Raw genomic sequence first — 22088 nt, 5'->3', positions numbered from 1 at the left:
TATTGTTGTCATGTTTGTTCCATCTAAATATCGGGAACACTATCTACGTGTAATTTGTGAGTAAAAATCATGAGTGTGAATACGGTGCCCTCTATCAGTTACTATTCTTTGGATGTAATTCAAGACGAAGCACGCCGACTAGTTGAGAAGGGAATGGTGAGCCGGCAACAGCCAATATATACACTCTGCCAATACATCCCTGCCAGAGAGTGGGTTTGCGTTGAATGTGAATTAGAAAAATGTGATTTTTTGTTACGCGATCGCATTGGCGATCTGATTGGTCGTGAAGAATGGGATAACGACTAATCAATTAGTAAATTTCTGATGTGGACTCAATTATTGATTTTGGATTGAGAGCCGAATTTGCGGGATAATCTCTGATTTTCACCATGATTACTCCAAATCCAGCATCTTTAATTCCCGTTCAAACAGAAGCATTAAAGTCTGATTTATACAAGCTTTTTTTAGTAGCGATCGCATCGGTAATCAATTCTCACTTAGTATTCTGATATATCCGATGTCGCCAGTATAGTATGTAGTTTCCCTAACCGGGGCAGTTTTTTATGCTAGACTGCTCCGGTAATTTTTCGCAAAAAGCCTTCCTAAGTATACAAACTTAGCCCACTTGCTCTAAGTATTGGTTAACGTCTTCTATAACGCGAGTGAGTTCTGCTTCTGTGGTTAAGCGAATATTTAAATCGCGGATGGTAAGCAATACTTTAGCAGCGAAGGGTGTCGGCCAAATATTCGGATTACAGAAAATTTCTAAAAATACTTCACCCGTGTAGCGATATTCTACGGGAGTCTGGGGGGTAACTTTTCCGCCCCCTGGAGTCGTTTTAGCGGCGACAGTTTTTAGCCGAGATACCAATTCTTCTAAAGCTGCTTTTAATTCCTGTGCTGCTTGGGGGGAAAAACTGAAGGAAACAGAACCTTCTACCAAGTTCAATGTTAGGGGTATGGAAGACATAAGCTATAAATTCAGCTTGATTAATAATTAATCATGGTACTGGAATTGGGGCATTGGGCATTGGGCATTGGGCATTGGGCATTGGGCATTGGGCATTGGGCATTGGGCATTGGGCATTGGGCATTGCAAGAAAGATGGGTAAGCTATTGTGCTTTTAAGTTGCACAATCCGTCATGAAGGCTGTTGAGTATTCACAGTCAACGGTTAACAGTCAACGGTTAACAGTCAACGGTTAACAGTCAACGGTTAACAGTCAACGGTTAACAGTCAACAGTTAACAGTCAACGGTGTTATGCAATTTAGACGCCCATTAGCTTATGTGATGTTTGTTTGATTGATCACATATGTATCTGAGTTAACAATATGGCATAGACAGAAAGGATGTCATGACAAAACATCCTTTATTGCTGCTGGATTATGCCTGATGCCTAAGTTAGGCTGCATCCAGTTAGCACCTGCATTCTGGATGTGTTGGGTGAAAAAATATAAACAAACTCAGTTTTTATACGGATTAACTATGTTTTGATGAGTATATGTGGAATGGAAACGATATGAAAGATTAGTTAGAGAGGTAGCGTGATGAAATATGTTTCTTGGAATACTCTGTCTCGAACTGCTATGAGTGGCTTTTATGGGCACGGAAGAGGTGCGGTTTACTTGTCTCACGATGGTAATGTACATTATTGCTGGGAAGGTCAGATATCTTTAGCAGTTTTGTTTTACGATCCTGAGACTGAGTTTGTTTTGGTAAAAGAGTGGCAGAATCCCGATAACCAAACTATTCATATTGCTACCGCGATCATGCCTTTAGCGTCAAATGTCGTTTTACAGTTTTAGAATATTTCTGTCCACTTTTACTAAATCTAGATTTTCTCTGTGCCGTCTGGAGCTTGACTAAATAGGCAAATACTTTCCTAAAGTTACTTATAATTAGTCACAATGAGCAACAGAAGAGCGTTTTCACTGTCTGATAACTTAGAATCAGTGCCGAAAACCAAGGCCAACTTCATATCTGGTTTCTAAACCGCAGTCGCGTTCATTACTAGCCAGCCTTTAAAAAGGTCGAAGGTGATACCAAGATTCTTTAAATAGGTGGAAAATAATTTTGAACAATGGCTAAAAGCTTCAGAAAAAAATTTGACAGACCGCAAAATAGGCTCGGCTAGAGCCGAATTTACGCCTGTGGACAAGAAGGAGCCGACTCCCTTGGTGGAAGCAGGAAGCAGACCCTCTAAAGAAAACTTTAGTTGAATGGTGAAGCTTAGATAAGTTTAGCCAAGTTTTGTATAGCAGAAGTTTTAGTAATTGATGTGGGGCTAAAAACTGTCTTTACAAGTTTTAATAGTCTTTGTCTAAAGTCCGAAGTTTTAATTCGTAATTCGTAATTCGTAATTCGTAATGACAATGTTGGCGAATTTGAGAGGATAAGAAAGTATAAGAAATGTAAATTTTTGTAACGCGATCGCTCTTTTTTATTGCGTCAGAGAACTAGAGAGCGATCGCCTGAGGTAAGTTAGATTTTCATGCTGGGAACATCTTCTTGATCGCCATGATATTCTAAATCGTTAGGCGCGCCACAAGCAGAAATCTCGCTCACATCGTTAGGTGCGCCACAAGCGGAAATTTCGCCGATATTGCCAGTAAAATTCACATCGGCTGATAATTCTGGATGTTGTTGTTTGCGTTTAGCGATTTCTTCAACCGTGAGAATTTTGGACTTATCAAAACCTAACTCGATTTCGGTATGTAGTCCTTTATATTTCACCCGTTTGAGGTTGTAGAAGCGTTTGTTGAGGGTAGTTTGAGCAAAAGCCTTTAAGCAGCCTAACAGATATTTGCGCTTGAAGGGATCTTTGACAAACCAATATTCAAGGGTTTTGCGCATATAAAACCGGGCGTAGTTCCGCAACACGCCTTTGAGAACTTCTTCCCGTTCCATTGCGGTGGGCTTCATGATGGGCGTGACAAAGTTATATTGAGAATAATCTCTAACTTCGACGCGATCGCCTAATTCCTGAAACAATTCTGAAAATGGCCAAGGTGTGAACATATTCCAGTTCACCATATCTGGTTCCCAATCCAGCGCCATTTTATAAGTTTGCTCAATTGTCTCCGGGGTTTCGTTCTCTAAACCCATAATAAATTGAGCTTCGGCAACCATCCCATTTTGTTTTAATAGTTGAATCGCCCGTTTATTCTGTTCGATTGTGGTTTCTTTACGGAACAAATTCAACTTTAATTGGGCGGCTGCTTCTGTACCTAAAGAAACGTGAACTAATCCAGCTTTGCGGTACAAGGGTAATTCTTTTTCATCGCGCAAAATATCTGTAACGCGGGTGTTAATTCCCCAATGTACGCCTAAATTGCGTTCGATTAATTCGTTACATAAGGCAATAAATTTGGGTTTGTTGATGGTGGGTTCTTCGTCAGCCAGAATGAAAAAGCCTACCTTATGCTTTTTCACCAAAATTTCGATTTCATCAACAAAGCGCTTGGGTGAACCGGAACGGTATTTACGCCAGAATTTCCACTGCGAACAAAAACGACAAGTAAATGGACATCCTCTCGCATAGTTGGGTACAGCTACGCGCACATTCAGAGGAGTGTAAATATATTTCTTCCAGTCTAAAAGATCCCAATCTGGGGTGAGGGTATCCAAGTCAGCAATGGGGGGATGGGCTGGTGTAGCCACGACTTTACCATCTTCCAGAAAGGCAATACCTAAAATATTACGGCGATCGCTCTCATCTGTACCATTTGCGATCGCGCGTAGTAAATTAACTGTAATCTCTTCACCTTCACCGCGAATAATATAATCTACCCAAGGTGCTTCATGCAGCACTTCATTATACATATAGGTAGGGTGAACCCCGCCCATAATTGTCTTCGCATTCGGGCAAACTTGTTTAACAATTTGTAGCGTGATTTGTGATTGATAAATCATCGGCGTAATCGCCGTTGCTAACACCACATCTGGTTGATGTTGAGCGATAATTCCTGCTAACACATCATCAGGAATATAGTCTGTCATCGCATCAACAAAACGGATATCGGTAAAGCCAGCTTGTTTTAAAGCTCCACCAACATAAGGAACCCAACTAGGTGGCCAATTTCCAGCAATTTCCGCACCACCTGAATGATAGTTGGGCTGAATCATCATGATACGCATAGTTTTTTTCCTGCTGCTTGAAAGAGGACGAAAGAAAGATGAAGGCAGAGGGCAGAGGGCAGGAGGCAGAAGGGATGTAATATTATAGAGTTTGGCTAATTTACTAAGTAAATTAAAGCCAATTTAATTCCTCTATTTGAGTAAAGAAAGGGCATATTTCTTCTGCCCTCTGCCCTCTTACTTCTGCCTTCTCTTAAATTGCTTTAGAAAAAGCTGCATTTTTTCGCTGTCTGGTATGAGCGTCAAAGATGGAGGCAATATTTCTAATTAGTAATCTGCCGCTCGGAGTTACCTCAATACCATTGGAAATCATCCGAATTAACCCATCAGCTTCTAGCAATCGCAACTCAGATAATTCTCTAGCAAAATATTCATTAAAATCCGTATCAAAAGCTATATGATATTTTTCTTCCACATCATCAATTGACAGACGAAACTGACACATCAATTCCATAATTACAGTCCGCCGCAGAATGTCGTCGCGGTTGAGACTGACACCTTTTTCAATTGGCATGTTGCCTGTATCAATTGCTTGATAATAGCTTTTTAGCTGCTTAATATTTTGAATGTAAACATCATGCAGCATACTAATAGATGTAATCCCAAAACCAAATAAATCAGATTCGGGTTTTGTGGTATATCCCTGGAAATTTCTATGCAGTTTACCTTCTTGTTGAGCGATGGTTAATTCATCATTGGGTTTAGCAAAGTGATCCATCCCAATAAACCAATAACCATTGTCAGTTAATTCTTCAATAGTCATCTTCAGAATATCTAATTTTTCTGAAGCTGGAGGTAATGCTGACTGGGGAATCTTTCTTTGTACAGGCTTCATCCAGGGGACATAAGCAAAGTTAAATACAGCTACTCTATCGGGATCGAGTTTGATAGTTTTGGCAATTGTATTTTTAAAAGTAGCTAGGCTTTGATAAGGTAAACCATAAATTAAATCCACATTCACACTTTCAAATCCTGCATCGCGAATCCAATCCATAACATCAAAGAGCATAGATTCTGGTTGGACGCGATTAATTGACTCTTGAACTTGGGGGTTAAAGTCTTGAATGCCAAAGCTAATTCGGTTAAAGCCTAAGCTTTTGAGGAAAAAGATATAATTTTTATCAACATATCTGGGATTAATTTCAATAGAGATTTCCGCATTGTCATCTAGGCGGAAGTTTTGATTAATATTGTTCCAGAGAAATTCTACCTGATGTTGATTTAAATAATTTGGCGTTCCTCCTCCCCAATGTAGTTGATGAACTTGGCGTTTGTCAGAAATTAAGTCAGAAAACTGGCGAATATTTCGCGCTACATAATTGAGATATGGATCGACGATTTCCTTGCGTTGGGTAATAATTGTATTGCAACCGCAAAAGTAGCAAGCAGTTTCACAAAAAGGAATATGAAAGTAGAGAGAAAGGGGCGTATTTTTATAATTACCAACTGCTATAGCTGTCCGTAAATCCAACTCGCCAAAATTCTCTTTTAACTCTGTTGCTGGTGGATAACTTGTATATCTAGGTAAAGCTTGGTCGTATTTTCTGAGTAACTCCGAGTTGAATTCTACTGTTTGCGTCGCCAATTTCATGATGCTAGTAACCTTAAATGATTTAATGTCAGTTGTCAGTTGTCAGTTGTCAGTTGTTATTGTTATTTATTATTTGTGCCCTCATCACCATATTTCCAGTCAGAGATAACTAGCAACTGGTTCGTATTGCAGAAAATTTATGTCATATTTTATGAGTGCAGTTATCTAATTTGTAGAGTCAAGATAGCCACACGAGAAAGATTTACAAAATTCAGGTAAAATCAAGGCGTTGCTGCGAATAAGTATGAATTAGGACTATTTGCTAGACGCAGAGCTAGTACAACACGGCGTAAATAAAGCTACTATTTCAAACAGTCACAAGCCTTAATATATTAACTTTTTGACTTTTGACTTTTGACTTTTGACTTTCGCGTAGCGGTACTAGAGAGAATAAGAGTTTGAAATATTTAATGCTTGCATTTCATACTCATATTCAGCAACGCCAAATCTGGAGTTTAACTAAATTGTAATTTTCATGGTTGCTGCTTATTCAGCCGCTACGAGTCTGACTGCATTATTACCAGGTGAACGTTCGGTGCTACCGGGTAAATCTTGACGGGTAATCAAATCAAAAACGTGATCCCCAATAGCAGCTTTGACATCTGCTTCTAATTCATGAACAACATTGCGATTGAGTTCAAATGCATAGTTAGCTTCGGCGATGATTTTCTCCGCTAAAGCATCATCTACAGGTAATGCATTCAAAGCATCGCGATATTGTCCTTTAAATGCTCTGATAGCTTCAACTGAAGGTAATTGCTCAAATTCATGAAGTCCAGTTCCTTCATTTGCTGGTAAATCTAGAGCAGAACGGATAATTTTTTTCAAACTTTGTCCGCCAGATAAATCTCCCATGTAGCGCACATAAGCATGAGCAACTAATAATGCAGGTTCGGTGTTAGCGACTTCATTAATTCGCTCTACATAAACTTTACCTGCTTCTAGTGCTGAAATTTGCTCGCGCCAGTTTTCACCGTAGTAAAAAACCAAGTCTTTCTCTAAATTGGCTTTACGGTTCAATATGGGAAAATAAATCAAACTGACTACAGGATGAGTACTATAACGCTGAAGCTGTTCTTCTAGGGCACTATAAACTAAATACAAGTTCGCAATGAGTTTCCGAAAGGGTTCTCTTTCTACAATCCCTTTGAGGAAACATTTCATAAACGCTGTATTTTCCGCCATTGTATGGGAATGTTTGGTTCCTTCCCGTAACTTGCTTGCTAGATCGGTACTCATAGTCAATTCCTAACTTCTCAATTACCTATATAACTTTATGGCTATATAGATAATTAAATAAACTAAACTTTTCAAAAATTAACCTGAGGTTGGTAAAACTTACCAAGAATCTCAGAATTGAACGGTAGTCAGGATTACGCCAGATTATTAGCAGATGAAAACTTATCCCTAGAGCGTTCTTACCTTTGCGATAAAACCTGTCTTGGCTGGCTTTGAGGATTTCAGCCGAGATTAGCTTTATAACTTGAACCGAGACAATGATTTGTGGAGAACACCGCGCTGTTGCTTTGACAAGCTTGGCGCTTCATTGATTTTCGGTGAGCATTGGCAATTTATCTTGCGAGGGCTTTACAGAGATTAACCTAATGTTAGATTGCTTAACAGAGAAAATGCATAACTGATTTTAGCATAGCTTAAATCTAGAGAATTTAGACCAGCTTTGTTGATTTCTATTCCAACTATACTATGGGCGATCGCCTGCCAATATAAAAATACCTGATGAGCCATCGCACTCACAATTAAGGGTGGGGTTTCCCCACCCCTACGAGGTATGTGATTTTTTTGAAATCTAAATAAAGTAAATATACGGCTTTAAAATTAAAAAATCATGCACAATAAGCATTGTGCATTGATATCCAGATATTTTAAATTAGAGAATAAGTATTATTTTTAGCTTCTTACTCTCGTCTGTCTGTATAATCTTCAGAAGACTTGGGGTCTAATTCCCAACGGCGATCGTCACGCTCTTCTAAGATATCGTTAGTGCGCAGAAATGAGCGATCGTCCATTTCTAGCCCAACGGCTGCTTCTAATTCTTCAGTCACATTTTGATCGGGAGTTGGCGCAGTACCACCCACAGCTTCATCACCAACTGCATCAGCATCTTCCCAATAAGCATCAACATCCCCACCAGTGAGTTCGGGACTAGTTTCTGTATACTCGCGCCGTTCTGCTTGCATAGAACGCCCACCGATATTGTATCCGGGTAGGTCTTTGACACCAGTGCCGTAGGATTCAGTAATGGCTTGGGGTAAATCTTCAGTGTTGATTTGTTGTTGATTATTGTCTGACATAATTCTCAAATTTAGGGCATCTTCACCATAACCTTTTCTGTAAAAAAGCTGGTCTAACTAGAGATGTATTACTTTAGAAAGAAAACAATCTATCCCCTGAGAACGACGATAATTTAGTATTTGAACAATAATCTGGTAAATATGAATTCATGGTCAAACCCCGTGTAGTTGAAATTATTAGTTATGGGCAATAAGTTAATAAACAAACTATTTTGCTTAACGATTTATTGTTCATAACTGATATTTTATTCAAGAAAATTAACAGTCTGTGCAATGAAGATTTTTTAAATATGATGATTGCTTTCAACTACCTAAATGCTAATTACAGCATTTATTGGGAAACCTCGGAGGTAGAAAGTGGAATACAGCGAGTTTATTACCCACGTACAAAGCCTAGCCCAATCAACCTCGCGCGCAGAAGCAGAACTTGCTACTCTGGCGACAATAGAAACAATTGCAGAACGAATTGGATCTGATGAAGCCAAAAAATTAGTTGCACATTTACCTGATGAACTACGTAACTATCTCAAAGCATGTGAGCAAGAGTCTGCTAAATACTTTAATCTCCAAGAGTTTATAGCTCGTACAAGTCAAAAAGAAAATATCGATCCAGTAACGGCGGTGAATCATGTGCGGGCTGTGTTTGCAATTTTGCAAAATGCAGTTCCACCAGAAATATTTACGGCTTTTCACAGCCATTTCTCTCACGATTACGAAGAAATGTTTACTATCGCACCTACGACATAGTAAATAATTCTTCGCTGAATGCGGGTAAGGATTATGCCGCCATTTTTTAGGAAATGAATTACCAAATTAGTTGACTATTTTAATTAGGAAAAATCAGATGGTACATCATAACAGTCATTCAGGTAAAAAGAAAGTTGCGATTCTCATCGAAAATAACGTTGAAGATGCAGAATTTACTGTACCTTATAACGGCTTAAAACAAGCGGGAATGGAGGTAGTAATCCTTGGTTCCCGGATGAATGAGAAATATAAGGGTAAGCAAGGTAAACTTAGCACTCAAGCTGATGCTACCACTACAGAAGCGATCGCAGCTGAATATGACGCAGTGATCATTCCTGGCGGTATGGCTCCCGATAAAATGCGCCGTAACCCAAATACAGTCAGGTTTGTACAAGAAGCTGTACAACAAGGAAAATTAGTAGCAGCTGTCTGTCACGGGCCGCAACTTTTGATTGAAGGCGATTTACTCAAAGGTAAACGCATCACTGGTTTTAGTGCAATTCGCAAAGATATTATCAATGCTGGTGCAAACTATATAGATGAAGCGCTAGTAGTTGATAGTAATTTGATTACTTCCCGCGAACCTGGGGATTTAGCAATCTTCACCACAGCTATCCTCAGCCGTTTGGGTTACGGTGGAAAAGACGCAGCTTTACCCAAAGAAACCGATACATCTGCTGAATGGTGGAAACTCGCTGATGCTTGGGGTGGCTCTACTAAAGGTGATATCGTTAAAGGTTTGAATACGGCTTTAGCTGGCGAACGTTATTCCTTAGAAGCATTAGAAAAATATCTCGAAAAAGAATCAAATACAGACGCCAGATCCATTTTTCAAGAACTAATTGCAACTAAACAGCACCATATCCAAAAACTGGAATCTTACCTTGATAGATTAGGTGAAAAACCTTCCTTAGCTGCAAATATTGCCGAACAATACGCCAAGGTAAAAACCAGCTTCACTGGTAGCGATGACGTATATCAAATACGCTCCGCTTTAGGCGATTTGCAAACAGGAATTGGCGATATTGGTAACTTGTGCGCCCAATTTACCGATCCTGTAGCTACAGCAATTTTCAAACAAATTCACCAAGATTTATTAAGCTGCGAACAGCGATTAGTCACCCTATATCGTCGCTTTGTCAACGCTGAAGTCAAACCGCCCAAACCTACCACAGGTGCGGCTACAGCGATGTAATTTGTTTGACAACCTTAGAAGAGGACACTTCCATGCTGGAATTTTCCCAAATAGGGAAGTGTCCGTAGCGCAAAGAACACAGAGAGAGAAGAAGAGAGTCTTTGCGCCTTCACTGGTCATTGTACTGTAATCGGGAGAAAAAAAAGTGACTGCGACACCAGGAGATAGAACAAACACCAATCAAGGTGAAGCCAGTGAAACTGAACGTTGGGCTTCTTTAATTGGTGGCGGCGCTATGGTGCTGATGGGTTTGAAACAAGGCTCGTTACGCGGCGCACTCACAGCTTTGGCTGGTGGGGGTCTGATATATCAAGGTGTTACCAAACAAAGCACGATTCAGCAAGCACAGGAAGCCGTAGGGATGAATAAACCTATCAAAGTTGAAAAGACGGTAACTATTAATAAGCCTGTAGAGGAACTGTACCGTTTTTGGCACAACTTTGAGAATCTACCGACATTTATGAAGCATCTCAAATCTGTGAAAGTTTACGACGCAAAACGTTCCCATTGGATTGCGAATGCACCCTTGGGTAACAGTGTGGAATGGGATGCAGACATTTTAGAAGACCGGGAAAATCAATTAATTTCTTGGGCTTCGGTGGAAGGTGCAGATGTAGATAATTCTGGTTTTGTCCGCTTTCAACCAGCACCCGGTAAAAGAGGTACAGAAGTCAAGGTAGTTCTAGAATATAACATTCCTGGCGGTCAGTTAAGTGCTGCCATTGCTAAACTTTTCGGTGAAGAACCAGAACAACAAATTGGCGATGATTTACGCCGCTTCAAAATGCTCATGGAAGCCGGAGAAATCGCCACCACAGAAGGTCAACCTACAGGACGCCAATAGTCGGGTTTGTCATTTGTCATTTGTCATTTGTCATTTGTAAGAGACACCAATGACCAATGACCAATGACTAATGACCATTGACAAATGACCATTGACTATGGACTAATAACTATGAAAGCAGTTTGCTGGCATGGAGCCAACGATGTCCGGGTAGAGACAGTTCCCGATCCGAAAATTCTTAACCCTCGCGACGCTATTATCAAAATTACTTCCACAGCTATTTGTGGTTCAGATTTACATATCTACGGTGGCTATATTCCCACAATGCAAAAAGGTGACATTATCGGTCACGAATTTATGGGAGAAGTGGTAGATGTAGGTAGGGGAGTTGATAATTTAAAAATAGGCGATCGCGTCGTAGTTCCTTCAACAATTGGTTGTGGTTATTGTAATTATTGCCAGCGTGATATGTGGTCGCTGTGCGATAATTCCAATCCCAAGGGTTGGATGGAAGAAAAATTATACGGCAATATTACCTCAGCAATTTACGGCTACTCCCATCTATTAGGTGGTTACGCAGGCGCACAAGCAGAATATGTGCGCGTACCTTTTGCGGATGTGGGTGTTGTCAAAGTTCCACCCGAATTACCGGACGAGATGTTGCTATTTATCTCCGACGCTATTCCCACCGGTTATATGGGAGCCGAATTTTGTGATATTCAACCAGGCGATACCGTAGCCGTATGGGGTTGCGGTGCTGTCGGACAGTTTGCCATGATTAGCGCCTATATGATGGGTGCAGAAAGAGTGATTGCGATCGATCGCTTTCCCGAACGTCTAGAAATGGCGAGAAAGTTTGCCAAAGCAGAAACAATCAACTACGAAGATGTTGATGCTGGCGAAGCGTTGAAAGAGATGACTGGTGGCCGTGGCCCCGATGCTTGCATTGATGCAGTAGGTTTAGAAGCGCATGGTGTTGGTTTAGAAGACTTCTACGATCAGACAAAACAAAAGCTGAAATTAGAAACCGACCGTCCCCATGTACTAAGACAAATGATGGTAGCTGCACGTAAAGGTGGCACTCTTTCCATTATGGGTGTTTACGGTGGATTCGTAGACAAAATGCCCTTTGGTGCTGCTATCAACAAGGCTTTAACCTTCAGAATGGGACAAATGCATGGACAGAAATATATGCATTTGTTACTCAACATGATTCTGGATGGAAAACTCGACCCCTCATTTGTTGTTACCCATAAATTACCGCTAGAACAAGCACCCTACGGTTACGAGATTTTTCAACAGAAAAAGGACAACTGCATCAAAGTTGTTCTCAAACCCTGATTTCAATTTTCATCTTACGGAGGATATCTATGGTACGTGTATTTTCTTGGTTACAAAAGGTAATTGTGCGCCGGATAATAGTAGTTTTAATGCTGAGTTTAGCATTTTTAGGAATGCAAAGTTTCGGCTACAGTAATGGAATGCTAGCTCAAGCCGACACCGTGAAAACACCAGAGGGTATTTATTATAAAGGTACTCCTGATAATGTTGGTAATAACAGCAGTGGCAAGAATCTGTTGGATAAAGCTATAGATACATTAAAGCCAAATTCTGGTGATAATGTTAGAGGTAATTTTAATAGCGATCGCGGTTATTATGGCGATACGAAATCTGGCTATGGCTCCAATAGCAGCAATAGTAATATTGGTGAAACAGTAAGAACCCCCGAAGGTATCTACTACAAAGGTACTCCTGACAATAGCCAAATTGAAAATAGCCGCAATAAACTCAGCAACGCTGCTGATAATATTCGCGAAAAGCTCAACTTAGATGAAGACACTCCTCGCGCGACAAAAGACTTTTTACATTCCGTAAAAAGCAAAGTAGGAGAAGTCATTAATTCTAGCTCTCGGAATAATTAGAGGTATTGTAGGGTGGGCAATGCCCACCTTAAAATCTTCAAAATATATTGTCAGCATTTTTCTGACTAATAAAACTGATACCAATTCTCTCTAAACTTGCACTTAAGTTAATAATTGACTCTTTTCTCTTGGCGCTCTTGGCGTCTTGGCGGTTCATTTTATATATAAAAATTGCACCGCCAAGAACGCCAAGACGCCAAGGAAGAAGAGAAGAAGAGAGTTTAGGGTAGCATCACAAATAATTGGTAGCAATTGCCGTAAATCAAAATATTAATTGTGCCAAAGCCGAAAAAAATTCAAGCCTAAGGATTAATAATTATGAAAGCAGTTTGTTGGCATGGAGCCAATGATGTACGGGTGGATACAGTTCCCGATCCCAAACTGATTAACCCCCGTGATGCAATTATCAAAATCACTTCTACAGCAATTTGTGGTTCTGATTTGCACCTTTACAATGGCTATATTCCCACAATGCAAAAAGGTGATATCCTTGGGCATGAATTTATGGGAGAAGTCGTTGAACTGGGTAGCAGTGTTAAACATGTAAAAATAGGCGATCGCGTCGTCGTTCCCTTCACTATTTCTTGTGGTTCTTGCTTCTTCTGTCAGCGTGATTTGTGGTCTTTGTGCGATAACTCTAACCCCAATGGTTGGTTAGCAGAAAAGCAAATGGGCTACTCTCCATCAGGTCTATTTGGCTACTCTCATTTATTGGGCGGTTACGCTGGCGGTCAAGCAGAATACGCCAGAGTGCCTTTTGCCGATGTTGGCTTGTTCAAAATACCTGATGGTTTAACGGATGAGCAAGTACTATTTTTGACTGATATTTTCCCCACAGGCTACATGGCGGCGGAAAACTGCAACATCAAACCCGGTGATATTGTTGCTGTCTGGGGTTGTGGCCCTGTCGGACAATTCGCCATCCGAAGCGCCTATATGTTGGGTGCAGAAAGAGTTATCGCCATCGACCGCATCCCCGAACGTTTGCAAATGGCTAAAGAGTACGGTAAAGCCGAAATTCTCAACTACGAAGAATTAGATGTCGGTGAGGCACTTAAAGAAATGACCGGCGGTCGGGGCCCCGACTCCTGTATTGATGCGGTAGGGATGGAAGCACATGGTACAGACGCAATGGCGGTGTACGACAAGGTGAAGCAAGCTGTCCGTCTAGAAACAGACCGACCCACAGCTTTAAGACAAGCAATAGTCGCTTGTGGTAAAGGCGGTCACCTCTCTATCCCCGGAGTTTACGGCGGCTTTTTAGACAAAATACCGATGGGTGCGGCGATGAATAAGGGTCTAACTTTCAAAATGGGACAGACTCACGTTCATAGATACGTAAAACCCTTATTAGAACATATCCAAAACGGTGATATCGATCCCTCGTTTATCATCACCCACAGCCTACCTCTAGAACAAGCGCCTCACGGCTACGAAATTTTTAAACACAAAAAAGATAACTGTATCAAAGTTGTACTAAAACCATGAGTGACACTAGCGTTAAAAAAGTAGACTCTACCCATTCTCCTAAAGGTAAACTCGGTCAGAAATATCTTGCATCTGGTAAGACTCTCGCCATGCGTCTTTGGGAAAATGAACAACCAAGCGAAGATAAACCGCCAACTTCCCGCGATTATGAAACAGTCGGCTATGTAATTAACGGTCGCGCTGAGTTACATCTTGAAGGACAAACAATTTTGTTAGAACCAGGGGATTCTTGGGTGGTTCCTAAAGGTGCAAACCACACATATAAAATTCTCGAATCCTTTACCGCCGTTGAAGCGACGAGTCCGCCTGCGCAAGTGCATGGAAGAGATGAAAATTAAAGTTTAACTGTTCTACCTGTTTCTACTTCTTATAAAGGCAAATCAACACAGAAGTACACCGATAAATTGACTATATTTATCGGTATTTTTTTGTTTGTATCTATGGTTCTAAATATCATGATTTTTTGTAATGTGTTTATCTGGCTGGGGGCTGATGGATACATTAGTTTTAAACCACATCTATTTTTAGAACCATAGTTTTAAAAGTAGTGGGAGCATCTTGCTCCCTGGTGGTAGTAGCGGGCAAGACTTCGGCGTGAGCGCTCAGTCGAACGCTGCCCGCACTACTCCTGGTTTCAAAATGGACGAGGTTTAATTAGTTTCCTAGAGGGGTAAAGCAAGACAGAAATTACATTGTCTGCACAAGGGTACATCGCGTCTCTGTATAATGCCCAATGCCCCATGCCCTAATTAAATAAATCCACATCAGCACGCAGGATATTCGGTATAATTGGGCGATTCAGCCAATGCCCATCTGATTGTTGGATAGTAGTTAAAAAGCTGGAACGCACATATTTATACCTAGCAATTACAGTATCTTCAGGTTCCACTTTGATGTATAAACCTTCCATTAAAGAACTTTGATCGGTTTGTTTCAAGGAACGTTGCACATCAAGTCCTTGTGCTTGGCAAGTTTCGCGGAAGTTTTGCAAATATGCGCTGGTTTGATAATGGGAATTACCTACCAAAGTAATTATTTGCTGGTAAGATTGCACCTTTCCAGTAAAGAGAATGGGTACGGAAACTAAAGGTAATCCACTGAGTAATTGCTGACGGCTTTTAGTGCTGAGAAATACTTGCTGCTGTAAATCCAGCACATCGTATTCTAAAAAGTAATGGGGTAAGGCATCATAAAATACTGTGTGCTTGGCGTATAGCCATTCACCATAGAGAATATAACGACTTCCCAATACTTGCCAAAATGCACTGGCGTGAGTATGTGCCCATTGTTTAAATAAGTTAAAGTGCTTTTCGCGCAATCCACCTGTTAAATAATGTCCGCGACTTTGCAGGCGGATTTGTCCGTTAGGTGTAAAGCTAATTGCTGTATTGGCACCATCAACTTTTTCTTCAATGACTACATACTGTTCCTTGAGGGCATCAAAGGGGATACAATCGAGGTCTTCATCCCCAGGCTGCGATCGCGAACCTTGGATATGAGGGGTACGCGGATATTTATAAATTTGTTCCATGACTTTTCTACCTTGGTGACGGAAATAAGGCAGATTTATTCTGAGGAATTCCCTTCTACCTTCTGCAATAACTGCAATCAAATAAATTTGTGACGAATCGCAAAGAATCAGCAAGTTTTTTAAATACTTGATGTCATTATTTTTCTGATGTAAATAAATTTGTAGTCAGGACTTCAGCCCTTGATTTAGCAGTAATACAATGCTAATTATTAACACACCAAAACTAATGACACCAATCATAGATACTTGATATATCAGGGACTTCCAAGTAAAAATATTCTCTTGGTATTGTTCACAGTCAACAGTCAACAGTCAACAGTCAACAGTCAACAGTCAACAACATCAAGCGAAATAATTTATTTTTTGGAGTTCCCTAAGACTTGCTACCATTCGCCATTAAATTAAATTTTGATTGAGATGAGGGGCTACATATGCCTTTACCGTAGTTTTCCAATGGTAGTATTTTTCTAATAATTATACTTCACCGGCTTGGGCAATGTTTCCGGAAACTGGATCGGACTAACTCAACAGTTAAGTTGAAATCTATTTCGCAAATTCTTAAGCTGTAACACATCAGCATAAATGGTGCGTTAAGCTGATGCTAAAGACTTAAGATTTATCTATCAATCTGTTCTCGCAATTTAGGACTGAAGATGACTGAAGTAACTGCTCCTCCTCTCAATAGCCGCATTCAAGAACGCCTACCAACTATACATTATCAGGTGGCAATGCCTCATCCAGAAACTCATCTGTTTGAGGTAACTTTGCAGCTTGTAGACTACCCGACGGCGATTGTTGATTTAAAATTTCCGGTTTGGACACCAGGCTCTTACTTAGTACGAGAATACGCTAAAAATATCCAAGATTTTACTGCTTTTGCTGATGGTAAACCATTACATTGGTGGAAAAAAAGTAAAAATCATTGGCAGGTAGAAAAAGGCAATGTTTCCCAAATAACAATTAGTTACCGTGTATTTGCGAATGATTTATCAGTAAGGACAAATCATTTAGATATCTCACATGGTTATTTTAACGGTGCAGCATTGTTTTTTAGATTACCAGGTTGGGAACAGCAACCCATTCGCGTAACTATTGTACCTCCCCATCCCCAATGGCAAGTAACTACAGGTTTACCAGCAGATAAGCAAGGAGAGAATACTTTTTACGCTGCTGATTTTGATACCTTAGTTGATAGTCCCTTTGAAATTGGTAGCCACAATTTATATCAGTTTGATGTGTTGGGGAAACGCCATGAATTAGCGATTTGGGGACAGGGAAATATTCACCCCCAAAGTGCGATCGCGGATATCCAAAAAATTATCGAAGTAGAAGCACAAATGTTTGGCGGGTTACCCTATGACAGATATGTGTTTCTGCTGCATTTATTCCATCAAGCTTATGGTGGTTTAGAGCATAAAAATAGCTGCTCTTTAATTTATCAAAGATTTGGCTTTCGCAGTCAAGATAAATACGAGCGCTTTATGCAATTAGTCGCTCATGAATTCTTTCACTTATGGAATGTGAAGCGCATTCGTCCTCAAGCTTTAGAGGTGTTTGATTACGACCAAGAAAACTATACTCCGTCTTTGTGGTTCTGTGAAGGTACTACCAGTCATTATGATTTACTCATTCCTTTATGGGCAGGAATTTATGATAGTAAATCATATTTAAATCACCTGAGTAAGGAAATCAGCCGCTTTCTAACAACACCAGGGCGAAAAGTACAGCCATTAGCTGAGTCGAGTTTTGATGCTTGGATTAAACTTTATCGCCCAGATGCTAATAGTGCCAATTCGCAAATTTCTTATTATTTGAAAGGGGCGATGGTTTCGTTGCTACTAGATTTATTAATTCGTGCTAAACATCGCAATCAACGTTCTTTAAATGATGTGATGCGGCAAATGTGGCAGCAATTTGGTAAAGCCGAAATTGGTTTTACTCCTGAACAATTGCAAGCTGTAATTGAATCGGTAGCGGGAATGAATTTAAGTGATTTCTTTCAACGTTATCTTCACGGTACAGAAGAGTTACCTTTTAATGAATATTTAGCACCTTTTGGCTTACAATTGCTGGGTGATGCTGATGAAGAACCTTTCTTAGGTATAAAGGTAGCAACTGAAAATGGACGGGAGACGATCAAGTTTGTAGAAACTGCTTCGCCTGCACAAAAAGCCGGAATCGATCCAGGTGATGAGTTACTGGCTATAAATGGAATTAAGGTGACAGCAAATAATTTAAGCGATCGCCTCAAAGATTTCCAGCCTAAAGATATCATTCAAGTCACAGTTTTCCATCAAGACTTACTCCGTTCTGTTCATGTCACTTTAGCTGAACCACGGGCGACACGCTATCAAGTAATTTTAGTCAGTAATCCCGATTCAGTTCAGCAAGAAAACTTAGCTGGTTGGTTGGGTACAACACATTAGTACTCGTTGCGTCACCATCAATTCTCATTAGTGGGTTTAGCATTGCTAAACCCCTCTAGTAATATTTACTATCCTATCAAAAGTCCAGTTTAGAGTTCTGCAATTTTGTCACAGCAATCGGGAACTCTAAGATTAAGTTGACTTTTGAAGGTTTTTATGACTTTCCAAAATAAAGGTTCAAATGTATCACCCGTATTTAATAAGACTCTTACCTTACCCGGAACAAAGTGGTTCTTGCAGATTTTCAATAGGTTGAGTATTGGTAACAAAATTAAATTTGGCTATGCGATCGCGCTTGGGGTGGGAATTTTTGGCACTACAATAGGCTTAATATTAGGCGATCGCTATCAGCAACAGGCGTTTAAACAGGAGGAAAATGCCTTTAAAGAAATTAATATGCTCCAGCGTTTGCAAGCAAGTATCCTGCAAACTCGCACCCATCAACAACAACTCATTCCCTTGGTAGCGAATCCAGAACTGTATCAGGAAGAATATAGTCATATTACTGATAAGCATACGCCGGAGATTCAGCAAGTTTGGTCAGAACTGCAAACTTATATCAAAACGGCTGATTATCAGAAAGAAAAGCATACCGATAATATTCCTCAGCTACTACAAACTTATCATGGTGTCCCACAAGCTTATCTTCAGGAACTAGCAATAATCCTTAAAGAACTGGATTTATCGCCATTAACAGCAGAAAAAATCGCCACAGCACAACAAAAATTATTAAAGTTTACTAATAGTGAATTAACCCTGACATTTGATGGAATATCCGATAATTTGGTAGAAGTTATTAATGCTGGTTATGAAGACTTAAAAATAGCCACAAATCAATTTCAATTAGCCGAGCAAATCCGCATTAAAATTATAGTTAGTAGTATCTTGCTATCAGCTGCGATCGCCACTTTGTTAGCCCTATTAACTAGTCACACTATTACTCGCCCTGTGCAAGCACTCACCAGTATAGCCCAGCGAGTGACCCAAGAATCTAACTTTGATTTGCAAACGCCTGTCACCACCACAGATGAAATTGGTATTTTGGGGGATGCTTTTAACCAAGTTTTACAACGAGTCAAAAGCCTTTTAGAAGAACAAAAAATGGCGGCTTTGCGTCAGCAACAATTACAAGAAACTCAATTAATTCAAAGTGAGAAAATGTCTAGCTTAGGCAGAATGTTAGCTGGCGTTGCTCACGAAATTAATAATCCGGTGAATTTTATTTATGGTAATTTAACACCTGCGATTGAGCATGTAGAAGATTTATTATAATTGCTGCGAATTTATCAAGAAGAAGTAGCAAATACACCAGTAGCAGTTGCAGATTATGCGACTGAAATTGATGCGGAATTTGTCACTGAAGATTTACCAAAACTGTTACATTCAATGAAATTTGGTGCCGATCGCGTGCGTCAAATTGTCTTGAGTTTAAAGAATTTCTCCCGTTTGGAAGAAGCCGAAGCCCATGCGGTAAATTTACATGAATGTATTGATAGTACATTACTAATTCTCAATAATCGCATCAAAAAAGGTATTACAGTTGAGCGTAACTACGGCGATATTCCTAACATTGAAGGTTTTGCTGGTTCACTGTATCAAGTGTTTATGAATATTATTAATAATGCTTTAGATGCATTGGAAGGAAAGGATAACACTCAAGAAGCAGCCAAAATTGCGATCGCAACTGAACGTCAAGACAATAACTGGGTAGTGGTGCGGATTGCTGATAACGGTTCCGGGATTCCTGTGGAAAATCAAGCCAAAATCTTTGAAACCTTCTTCACCACCAAACCTAGAGGAATTGGTACAGGAATGGGACTTTCTATTAGTTATCAAATTGTAGTTGAAAAACACCAAGGACAACTAACCTGTAAATCTGAAGTGGGTAAGGGTACAGAATTTATGATTTCTCTGCCTATTCAGTTACCATCAGACGTAGACAGTCATAATTTATACCCTAGTTGCCTTGTCAGTGAAAAAACCAGTATTTAGCCTACTGGCATGGCAAGCTGAAAATGTTGCAATATAATTTTCTTGTGGGGTGGACATCTTGTCCGCCCAGGACGGGCGAGACGCCCATCCCACAAGAGTTTTATTAATGCACTATTTTAGCCTTGTCGCGCCACTAGGTATTTGTTCTGAGTTTGCTGTTCAAAGCTGATATTTATTGATATCGACCTGATTATTTTTATCAGACATCATATTTTGATCTCAAAAGAACAGAGAACTGTCCTAACAATTGTGGTTACTGCTATAAAAGCAAAATATACCTCAGAGTCGTATTGAGGTACTTCAAAGTCGTATTGAGGTACTTCAAACTCGTATTGAGGTACTTCAAACTCGTATTGAGGTACTTCAAACTCGTATTGAGGTACTTCAAACTCGTGTTGAGGTACTTCAAACTCGTATTGAGGTACTTCAAAGTCGTATTCAGGTACTTCAAACTCGTATTGAGGTACTTCAAACTCGTGTTGACTCGACTGCAAAATCTGTATACTGCCGCATTTTCGGCTCGTGGAATGCCAAAACAATATCTTTTCCCTAATCTGCTGTTACTTCTAATTTATTGCAGCATTGAAAACCCATCCCTAGAGCGTTAAGCTATTAAGGCTAAATCTTTAATATAGTTATTAGTATTTTTCACATCATCAGGTGTTATGACTAACCCCCTCCAAGACTACAACCCTAGCGGCGTAGGTGAAATCAACGGTAACCTTTTGGGTTTACCCGGCGATTACGAGTCTGCAAACCTGATTGTGTTTGGCGTACCTTGGGAAGTTACGGTTTCCTATGGTGCAGGTACAGCCAACGGCCCCCAGCAGATTTTAGACGCATCTACGCAACTAGATTTGTTTGATTTCGATCATCCTGATGCTTGGAAACAGGGAATTTTTATGATGGAAATTTCCCAAGATATTATCGAGAAAAATGAATATTATCGGACTTTAGCTGCCCAAATTATCGATCGCCTTGCCCAAGGGAAATCACTGACAGACGAGCCAGATTTAACACCCGTACTTACAGAAATTAATCAAGCTTCCCAGCAGGTGAATCAATGGCTATTTGAAAATTGCCAGAAAGCAATCAATGATGGTAAGCGAGTGGCGGTGATTGGTGGCGATCATAGTTCACCTTTAGGTTACTTTCAAGCCTTAGCAGCTAAGTATCAAAATTATGGCATTTTACACCTAGACGCCCACGCAGATTTACGTAACGCCTATGAAGGGTTTGAATTTTCCCATGCGTCGATAATGTTCAACGCCATGAAAATACCGCAAATTTCTAAGTTAGTGCAGGTAGGTTTGCGGGATATTTGCCATGATGAAGTGCAAATGATTAACGAATCAGGCGATCGCATTATCGCCTATTACGACCCAGCCATTAAACAAAAACTTTATTCGGGAATAACTTGGATTGATTTGTGCCAAGAAATTGTCAGCCATTTACCCGAATTCGTCCACATTAGCTTTGATGTTGATGGTTTAGATCCCAAACTCTGTCCGAGTACAGGTACTCCTGTTCCCGGTGGTTTGGAGTTAGAACAAGCCTTTTGTTTATTTCGGGAAGTAGTGAAAAGCGGTAGAAAAATCATTGGCTTTGATGTCTGCGAAGTTGGTGATGCTGAGTGGGATGGTAATGTTGGTGCGCGAATCGTCTATAAATTGGCGAATTTCCTAGATTTATCTTGGCATTGAAGAAGGCAGAGGGCAGACGGCAGACGGCAGTCCCGATGAAAAAATTTTCATCGCCATGCATGAAAGGGAGATGAGGGGGATAATTAATTTACTCTTAACTCATTACTCATTACTCATTACTCATTACTCATTACTCATTACTCAGCACTTTCAAGTCAGTCAATCACGGGAAAATCCCACAACCAAGCATGAAAGTATGATATTTTCCCAAATGGTACTCCAAAACGAGGTTGTGGTTCACTAGTGCAACATTAGCCT

At 40.2% G+C, this 22088-nt stretch carries 22 protein-coding genes; 13 read left to right on the top strand and 9 right to left on the bottom strand.

The genetic code is table 11. From position 1 onward, the window contains the following. The first annotated feature begins 69 nt into the window (after positions 1-69). Positions 70-306: a DUF4327 family protein gene (locus tag AACW45_RS15765; protein WP_096643483.1), complete on the top strand. Its 237-nt coding sequence runs from the start codon at positions 70-72 to the stop codon at positions 304-306. Positions 307-616: 310 nt separating this feature from the next. On the opposite strand, the gene AACW45_RS15760 is transcribed toward AACW45_RS15765, so the two are convergent. Next, positions 617-970 carry a hypothetical protein gene (locus tag AACW45_RS15760; protein WP_190633489.1) on the bottom strand — a complete coding sequence of 118 codons (354 nt, stop codon included), beginning with the start codon at positions 968-970 and terminating at the stop codon, positions 617-619. Between the two features lie 579 nt (positions 971-1549). Between AACW45_RS15760 and AACW45_RS15755 the strand changes: the two genes are divergently transcribed. Next, positions 1550-1807, top strand: coding sequence for a hypothetical protein (locus AACW45_RS15755; RefSeq protein ID WP_096643485.1), 258 nt, complete (start codon positions 1550-1552; stop codon positions 1805-1807). 676 nt (positions 1808-2483) lie between these two features. Here AACW45_RS15755 and bchE read toward each other — a convergent pair. The 5 genes from bchE to AACW45_RS15730 all read right to left on the bottom strand — a co-directional run bounded on the left by bchE (position 2484) and on the right by AACW45_RS15730 (position 8042). Beyond that, positions 2484-4139 carry a magnesium-protoporphyrin IX monomethyl ester anaerobic oxidative cyclase gene (gene bchE / locus AACW45_RS15750; protein WP_190633488.1) on the bottom strand — a complete coding sequence of 552 codons (1656 nt, stop codon included), beginning with the start codon at positions 4137-4139 and terminating at the stop codon, positions 2484-2486. A 193-nt stretch (positions 4140-4332) separates the two neighbouring features. Continuing rightward, a complete protein-coding gene (gene hemN, locus AACW45_RS15745; RefSeq protein WP_190633487.1) occupies positions 4333-5730 on the bottom strand; it encodes an oxygen-independent coproporphyrinogen III oxidase in 1398 nt (465 codons plus the stop codon). Between the two features lie 486 nt (positions 5731-6216). Then, positions 6217-6969: a biliverdin-producing heme oxygenase gene (locus AACW45_RS15740; RefSeq protein ID WP_190546371.1), complete on the bottom strand. Its 753-nt coding sequence runs from the start codon at positions 6967-6969 to the stop codon at positions 6217-6219. 357 nt (positions 6970-7326) lie between these two features. Continuing rightward, complete coding sequence (locus tag AACW45_RS15735; RefSeq protein ID WP_190633486.1) at positions 7327-7476, bottom strand: hypothetical protein; 150 nt, start codon at positions 7474-7476, stop codon at positions 7327-7329. A 170-nt stretch (positions 7477-7646) separates the two neighbouring features. Continuing rightward, a complete protein-coding gene (locus AACW45_RS15730) occupies positions 7647-8042 on the bottom strand; it encodes a DUF6335 family protein (protein WP_190633485.1) in 396 nt (131 codons plus the stop codon). Positions 8043-8399: 357 nt separating this feature from the next. Between AACW45_RS15730 and AACW45_RS15725 the strand changes: the two genes are divergently transcribed. The 7 genes from AACW45_RS15725 to AACW45_RS15695 all read left to right on the top strand — a co-directional run bounded on the left by AACW45_RS15725 (position 8400) and on the right by AACW45_RS15695 (position 14516). Beyond that, complete coding sequence (locus AACW45_RS15725) at positions 8400-8789, top strand: DUF2267 domain-containing protein (RefSeq protein ID WP_190633484.1); 390 nt, start codon at positions 8400-8402, stop codon at positions 8787-8789. Between the two features lie 97 nt (positions 8790-8886). Next, positions 8887-9984, top strand: coding sequence for a DJ-1/PfpI/YhbO family deglycase/protease (locus AACW45_RS15720; protein ID WP_190633483.1), 1098 nt, complete (start codon positions 8887-8889; stop codon positions 9982-9984). A gap of 145 nt (positions 9985-10129) precedes the next feature. Then, positions 10130-10828: an SRPBCC family protein gene (locus AACW45_RS15715; RefSeq protein ID WP_190633482.1), complete on the top strand. Its 699-nt coding sequence runs from the start codon at positions 10130-10132 to the stop codon at positions 10826-10828. A 111-nt stretch (positions 10829-10939) separates the two neighbouring features. Further along, positions 10940-12109 (top strand): zinc-dependent alcohol dehydrogenase, encoded by a 1170-nt coding sequence (locus AACW45_RS15710; RefSeq protein ID WP_190633559.1) that lies wholly within the window; start codon positions 10940-10942, stop codon positions 12107-12109. Between the two features lie 29 nt (positions 12110-12138). Further along, positions 12139-12690, top strand: coding sequence for a hypothetical protein (locus AACW45_RS15705; protein ID WP_190633481.1), 552 nt, complete (start codon positions 12139-12141; stop codon positions 12688-12690). Between the two features lie 318 nt (positions 12691-13008). Further along, positions 13009-14178, top strand: coding sequence for a zinc-dependent alcohol dehydrogenase (locus AACW45_RS15700; RefSeq protein WP_190633480.1), 1170 nt, complete (start codon positions 13009-13011; stop codon positions 14176-14178). Continuing rightward, positions 14175-14516 (top strand): cupin domain-containing protein, encoded by a 342-nt coding sequence (locus AACW45_RS15695; protein WP_190633479.1) that lies wholly within the window; start codon positions 14175-14177, stop codon positions 14514-14516. The genes AACW45_RS15700 and AACW45_RS15695 overlap by 4 nt, the downstream gene beginning before the upstream one ends. Positions 14517-14923: 407 nt before the next feature. Here the strand turns inward: AACW45_RS15695 and AACW45_RS15690 are convergent, their stop codons facing one another. Beyond that, positions 14924-15790, bottom strand: coding sequence for an RNA ligase family protein (locus AACW45_RS15690; RefSeq protein WP_242045673.1), 867 nt, complete (start codon positions 15788-15790; stop codon positions 14924-14926). A 572-nt stretch (positions 15791-16362) separates the two neighbouring features. Between AACW45_RS15690 and AACW45_RS15685 the strand changes: the two genes are divergently transcribed. The 3 genes from AACW45_RS15685 to AACW45_RS15675 all read left to right on the top strand — a co-directional run bounded on the left by AACW45_RS15685 (position 16363) and on the right by AACW45_RS15675 (position 20127). Next, positions 16363-18135: a M61 family metallopeptidase gene (locus AACW45_RS15685; protein WP_190633478.1), complete on the top strand. Its 1773-nt coding sequence runs from the start codon at positions 16363-16365 to the stop codon at positions 18133-18135. A 156-nt stretch (positions 18136-18291) separates the two neighbouring features. Next, entirely contained in the window at positions 18292-19407 is a 1116-nt protein-coding gene (locus AACW45_RS15680; protein ID WP_242045672.1) for a HAMP domain-containing protein, read from the top strand. Next, positions 19408-20127: a sensor histidine kinase gene (locus AACW45_RS15675; protein WP_242045671.1), complete on the top strand. Its 720-nt coding sequence runs from the start codon at positions 19408-19410 to the stop codon at positions 20125-20127. A 206-nt stretch (positions 20128-20333) separates the two neighbouring features. On the opposite strand, the gene AACW45_RS15670 is transcribed toward AACW45_RS15675, so the two are convergent. Continuing rightward, positions 20334-20621, bottom strand: coding sequence for a hypothetical protein (locus AACW45_RS15670; protein ID WP_190633477.1), 288 nt, complete (start codon positions 20619-20621; stop codon positions 20334-20336). Next, positions 20596-20661: a hypothetical protein gene (locus AACW45_RS15665; protein WP_242045678.1), complete on the bottom strand. Its 66-nt coding sequence runs from the start codon at positions 20659-20661 to the stop codon at positions 20596-20598. The genes AACW45_RS15670 and AACW45_RS15665 overlap by 26 nt, the downstream gene beginning before the upstream one ends. A gap of 131 nt (positions 20662-20792) precedes the next feature. Here AACW45_RS15665 and speB point away from each other — a divergent pair, with 131 nt between their 5' ends. Then, entirely contained in the window at positions 20793-21830 is a 1038-nt protein-coding gene (gene speB, locus AACW45_RS15660) for an agmatinase SpeB (protein WP_190633476.1), read from the top strand. The last annotated feature ends 258 nt before the right edge of the window (positions 21831-22088 follow it).

Origin of the sequence: Calothrix sp. FACHB-168, assembly GCF_963889195.1 — a bacterium.
GTDB lineage: Bacteria > Cyanobacteriota > Cyanobacteriia > Cyanobacteriales > Nostocaceae > Aulosira > Aulosira anomala_A.
The sequence above is the reverse complement of the archived record's forward strand: the minus strand, read 5'-3'. Positions and strand labels throughout refer to the sequence as shown.

Bases quoted from the DNA above. Each gene is read 5' to 3' on its own strand.
- AACW45_RS15765 (WP_096643483.1), top strand. From the start codon at position 70: ATGAGTGTGAATACGGTGCCCTCTATCAGTTACTATTCTTTGGATGTA.
- AACW45_RS15760 (WP_190633489.1), bottom strand. From the start codon at position 970: ATGTCTTCCATACCCCTAACATTGAACTTGGTAGAAGGTTCTGTTTCC.
- AACW45_RS15705 (WP_190633481.1), top strand. From the start codon at position 12,139: ATGGTACGTGTATTTTCTTGGTTACAAAAGGTAATTGTGCGCCGGATA.
- AACW45_RS15720 (WP_190633483.1), top strand. From the start codon at position 8,887: ATGGTACATCATAACAGTCATTCAGGTAAAAAGAAAGTTGCGATTCTC.
- AACW45_RS15755 (WP_096643485.1), top strand. From the start codon at position 1,550: ATGAAATATGTTTCTTGGAATACTCTGTCTCGAACTGCTATGAGTGGC.
- AACW45_RS15710 (WP_190633559.1), top strand. From the start codon at position 10,940: ATGAAAGCAGTTTGCTGGCATGGAGCCAACGATGTCCGGGTAGAGACA.
- speB (WP_190633476.1), top strand. From the start codon at position 20,793: ATGACTAACCCCCTCCAAGACTACAACCCTAGCGGCGTAGGTGAAATC.
- AACW45_RS15680 (WP_242045672.1), top strand. From the start codon at position 18,292: ATGACTTTCCAAAATAAAGGTTCAAATGTATCACCCGTATTTAATAAG.
- AACW45_RS15740 (WP_190546371.1), bottom strand. From the start codon at position 6,969: ATGAGTACCGATCTAGCAAGCAAGTTACGGGAAGGAACCAAACATTCC.
- AACW45_RS15700 (WP_190633480.1), top strand. From the start codon at position 13,009: ATGAAAGCAGTTTGTTGGCATGGAGCCAATGATGTACGGGTGGATACA.
- AACW45_RS15695 (WP_190633479.1), top strand. From the start codon at position 14,175: ATGAGTGACACTAGCGTTAAAAAAGTAGACTCTACCCATTCTCCTAAA.
- AACW45_RS15730 (WP_190633485.1), bottom strand. From the start codon at position 8,042: ATGTCAGACAATAATCAACAACAAATCAACACTGAAGATTTACCCCAA.
- bchE (WP_190633488.1), bottom strand. From the start codon at position 4,139: ATGCGTATCATGATGATTCAGCCCAACTATCATTCAGGTGGTGCGGAA.
- AACW45_RS15735 (WP_190633486.1), bottom strand. From the start codon at position 7,476: ATGGCTCATCAGGTATTTTTATATTGGCAGGCGATCGCCCATAGTATA.
- hemN (WP_190633487.1), bottom strand. From the start codon at position 5,730: ATGAAATTGGCGACGCAAACAGTAGAATTCAACTCGGAGTTACTCAGA.
- AACW45_RS15685 (WP_190633478.1), top strand. From the start codon at position 16,363: ATGACTGAAGTAACTGCTCCTCCTCTCAATAGCCGCATTCAAGAACGC.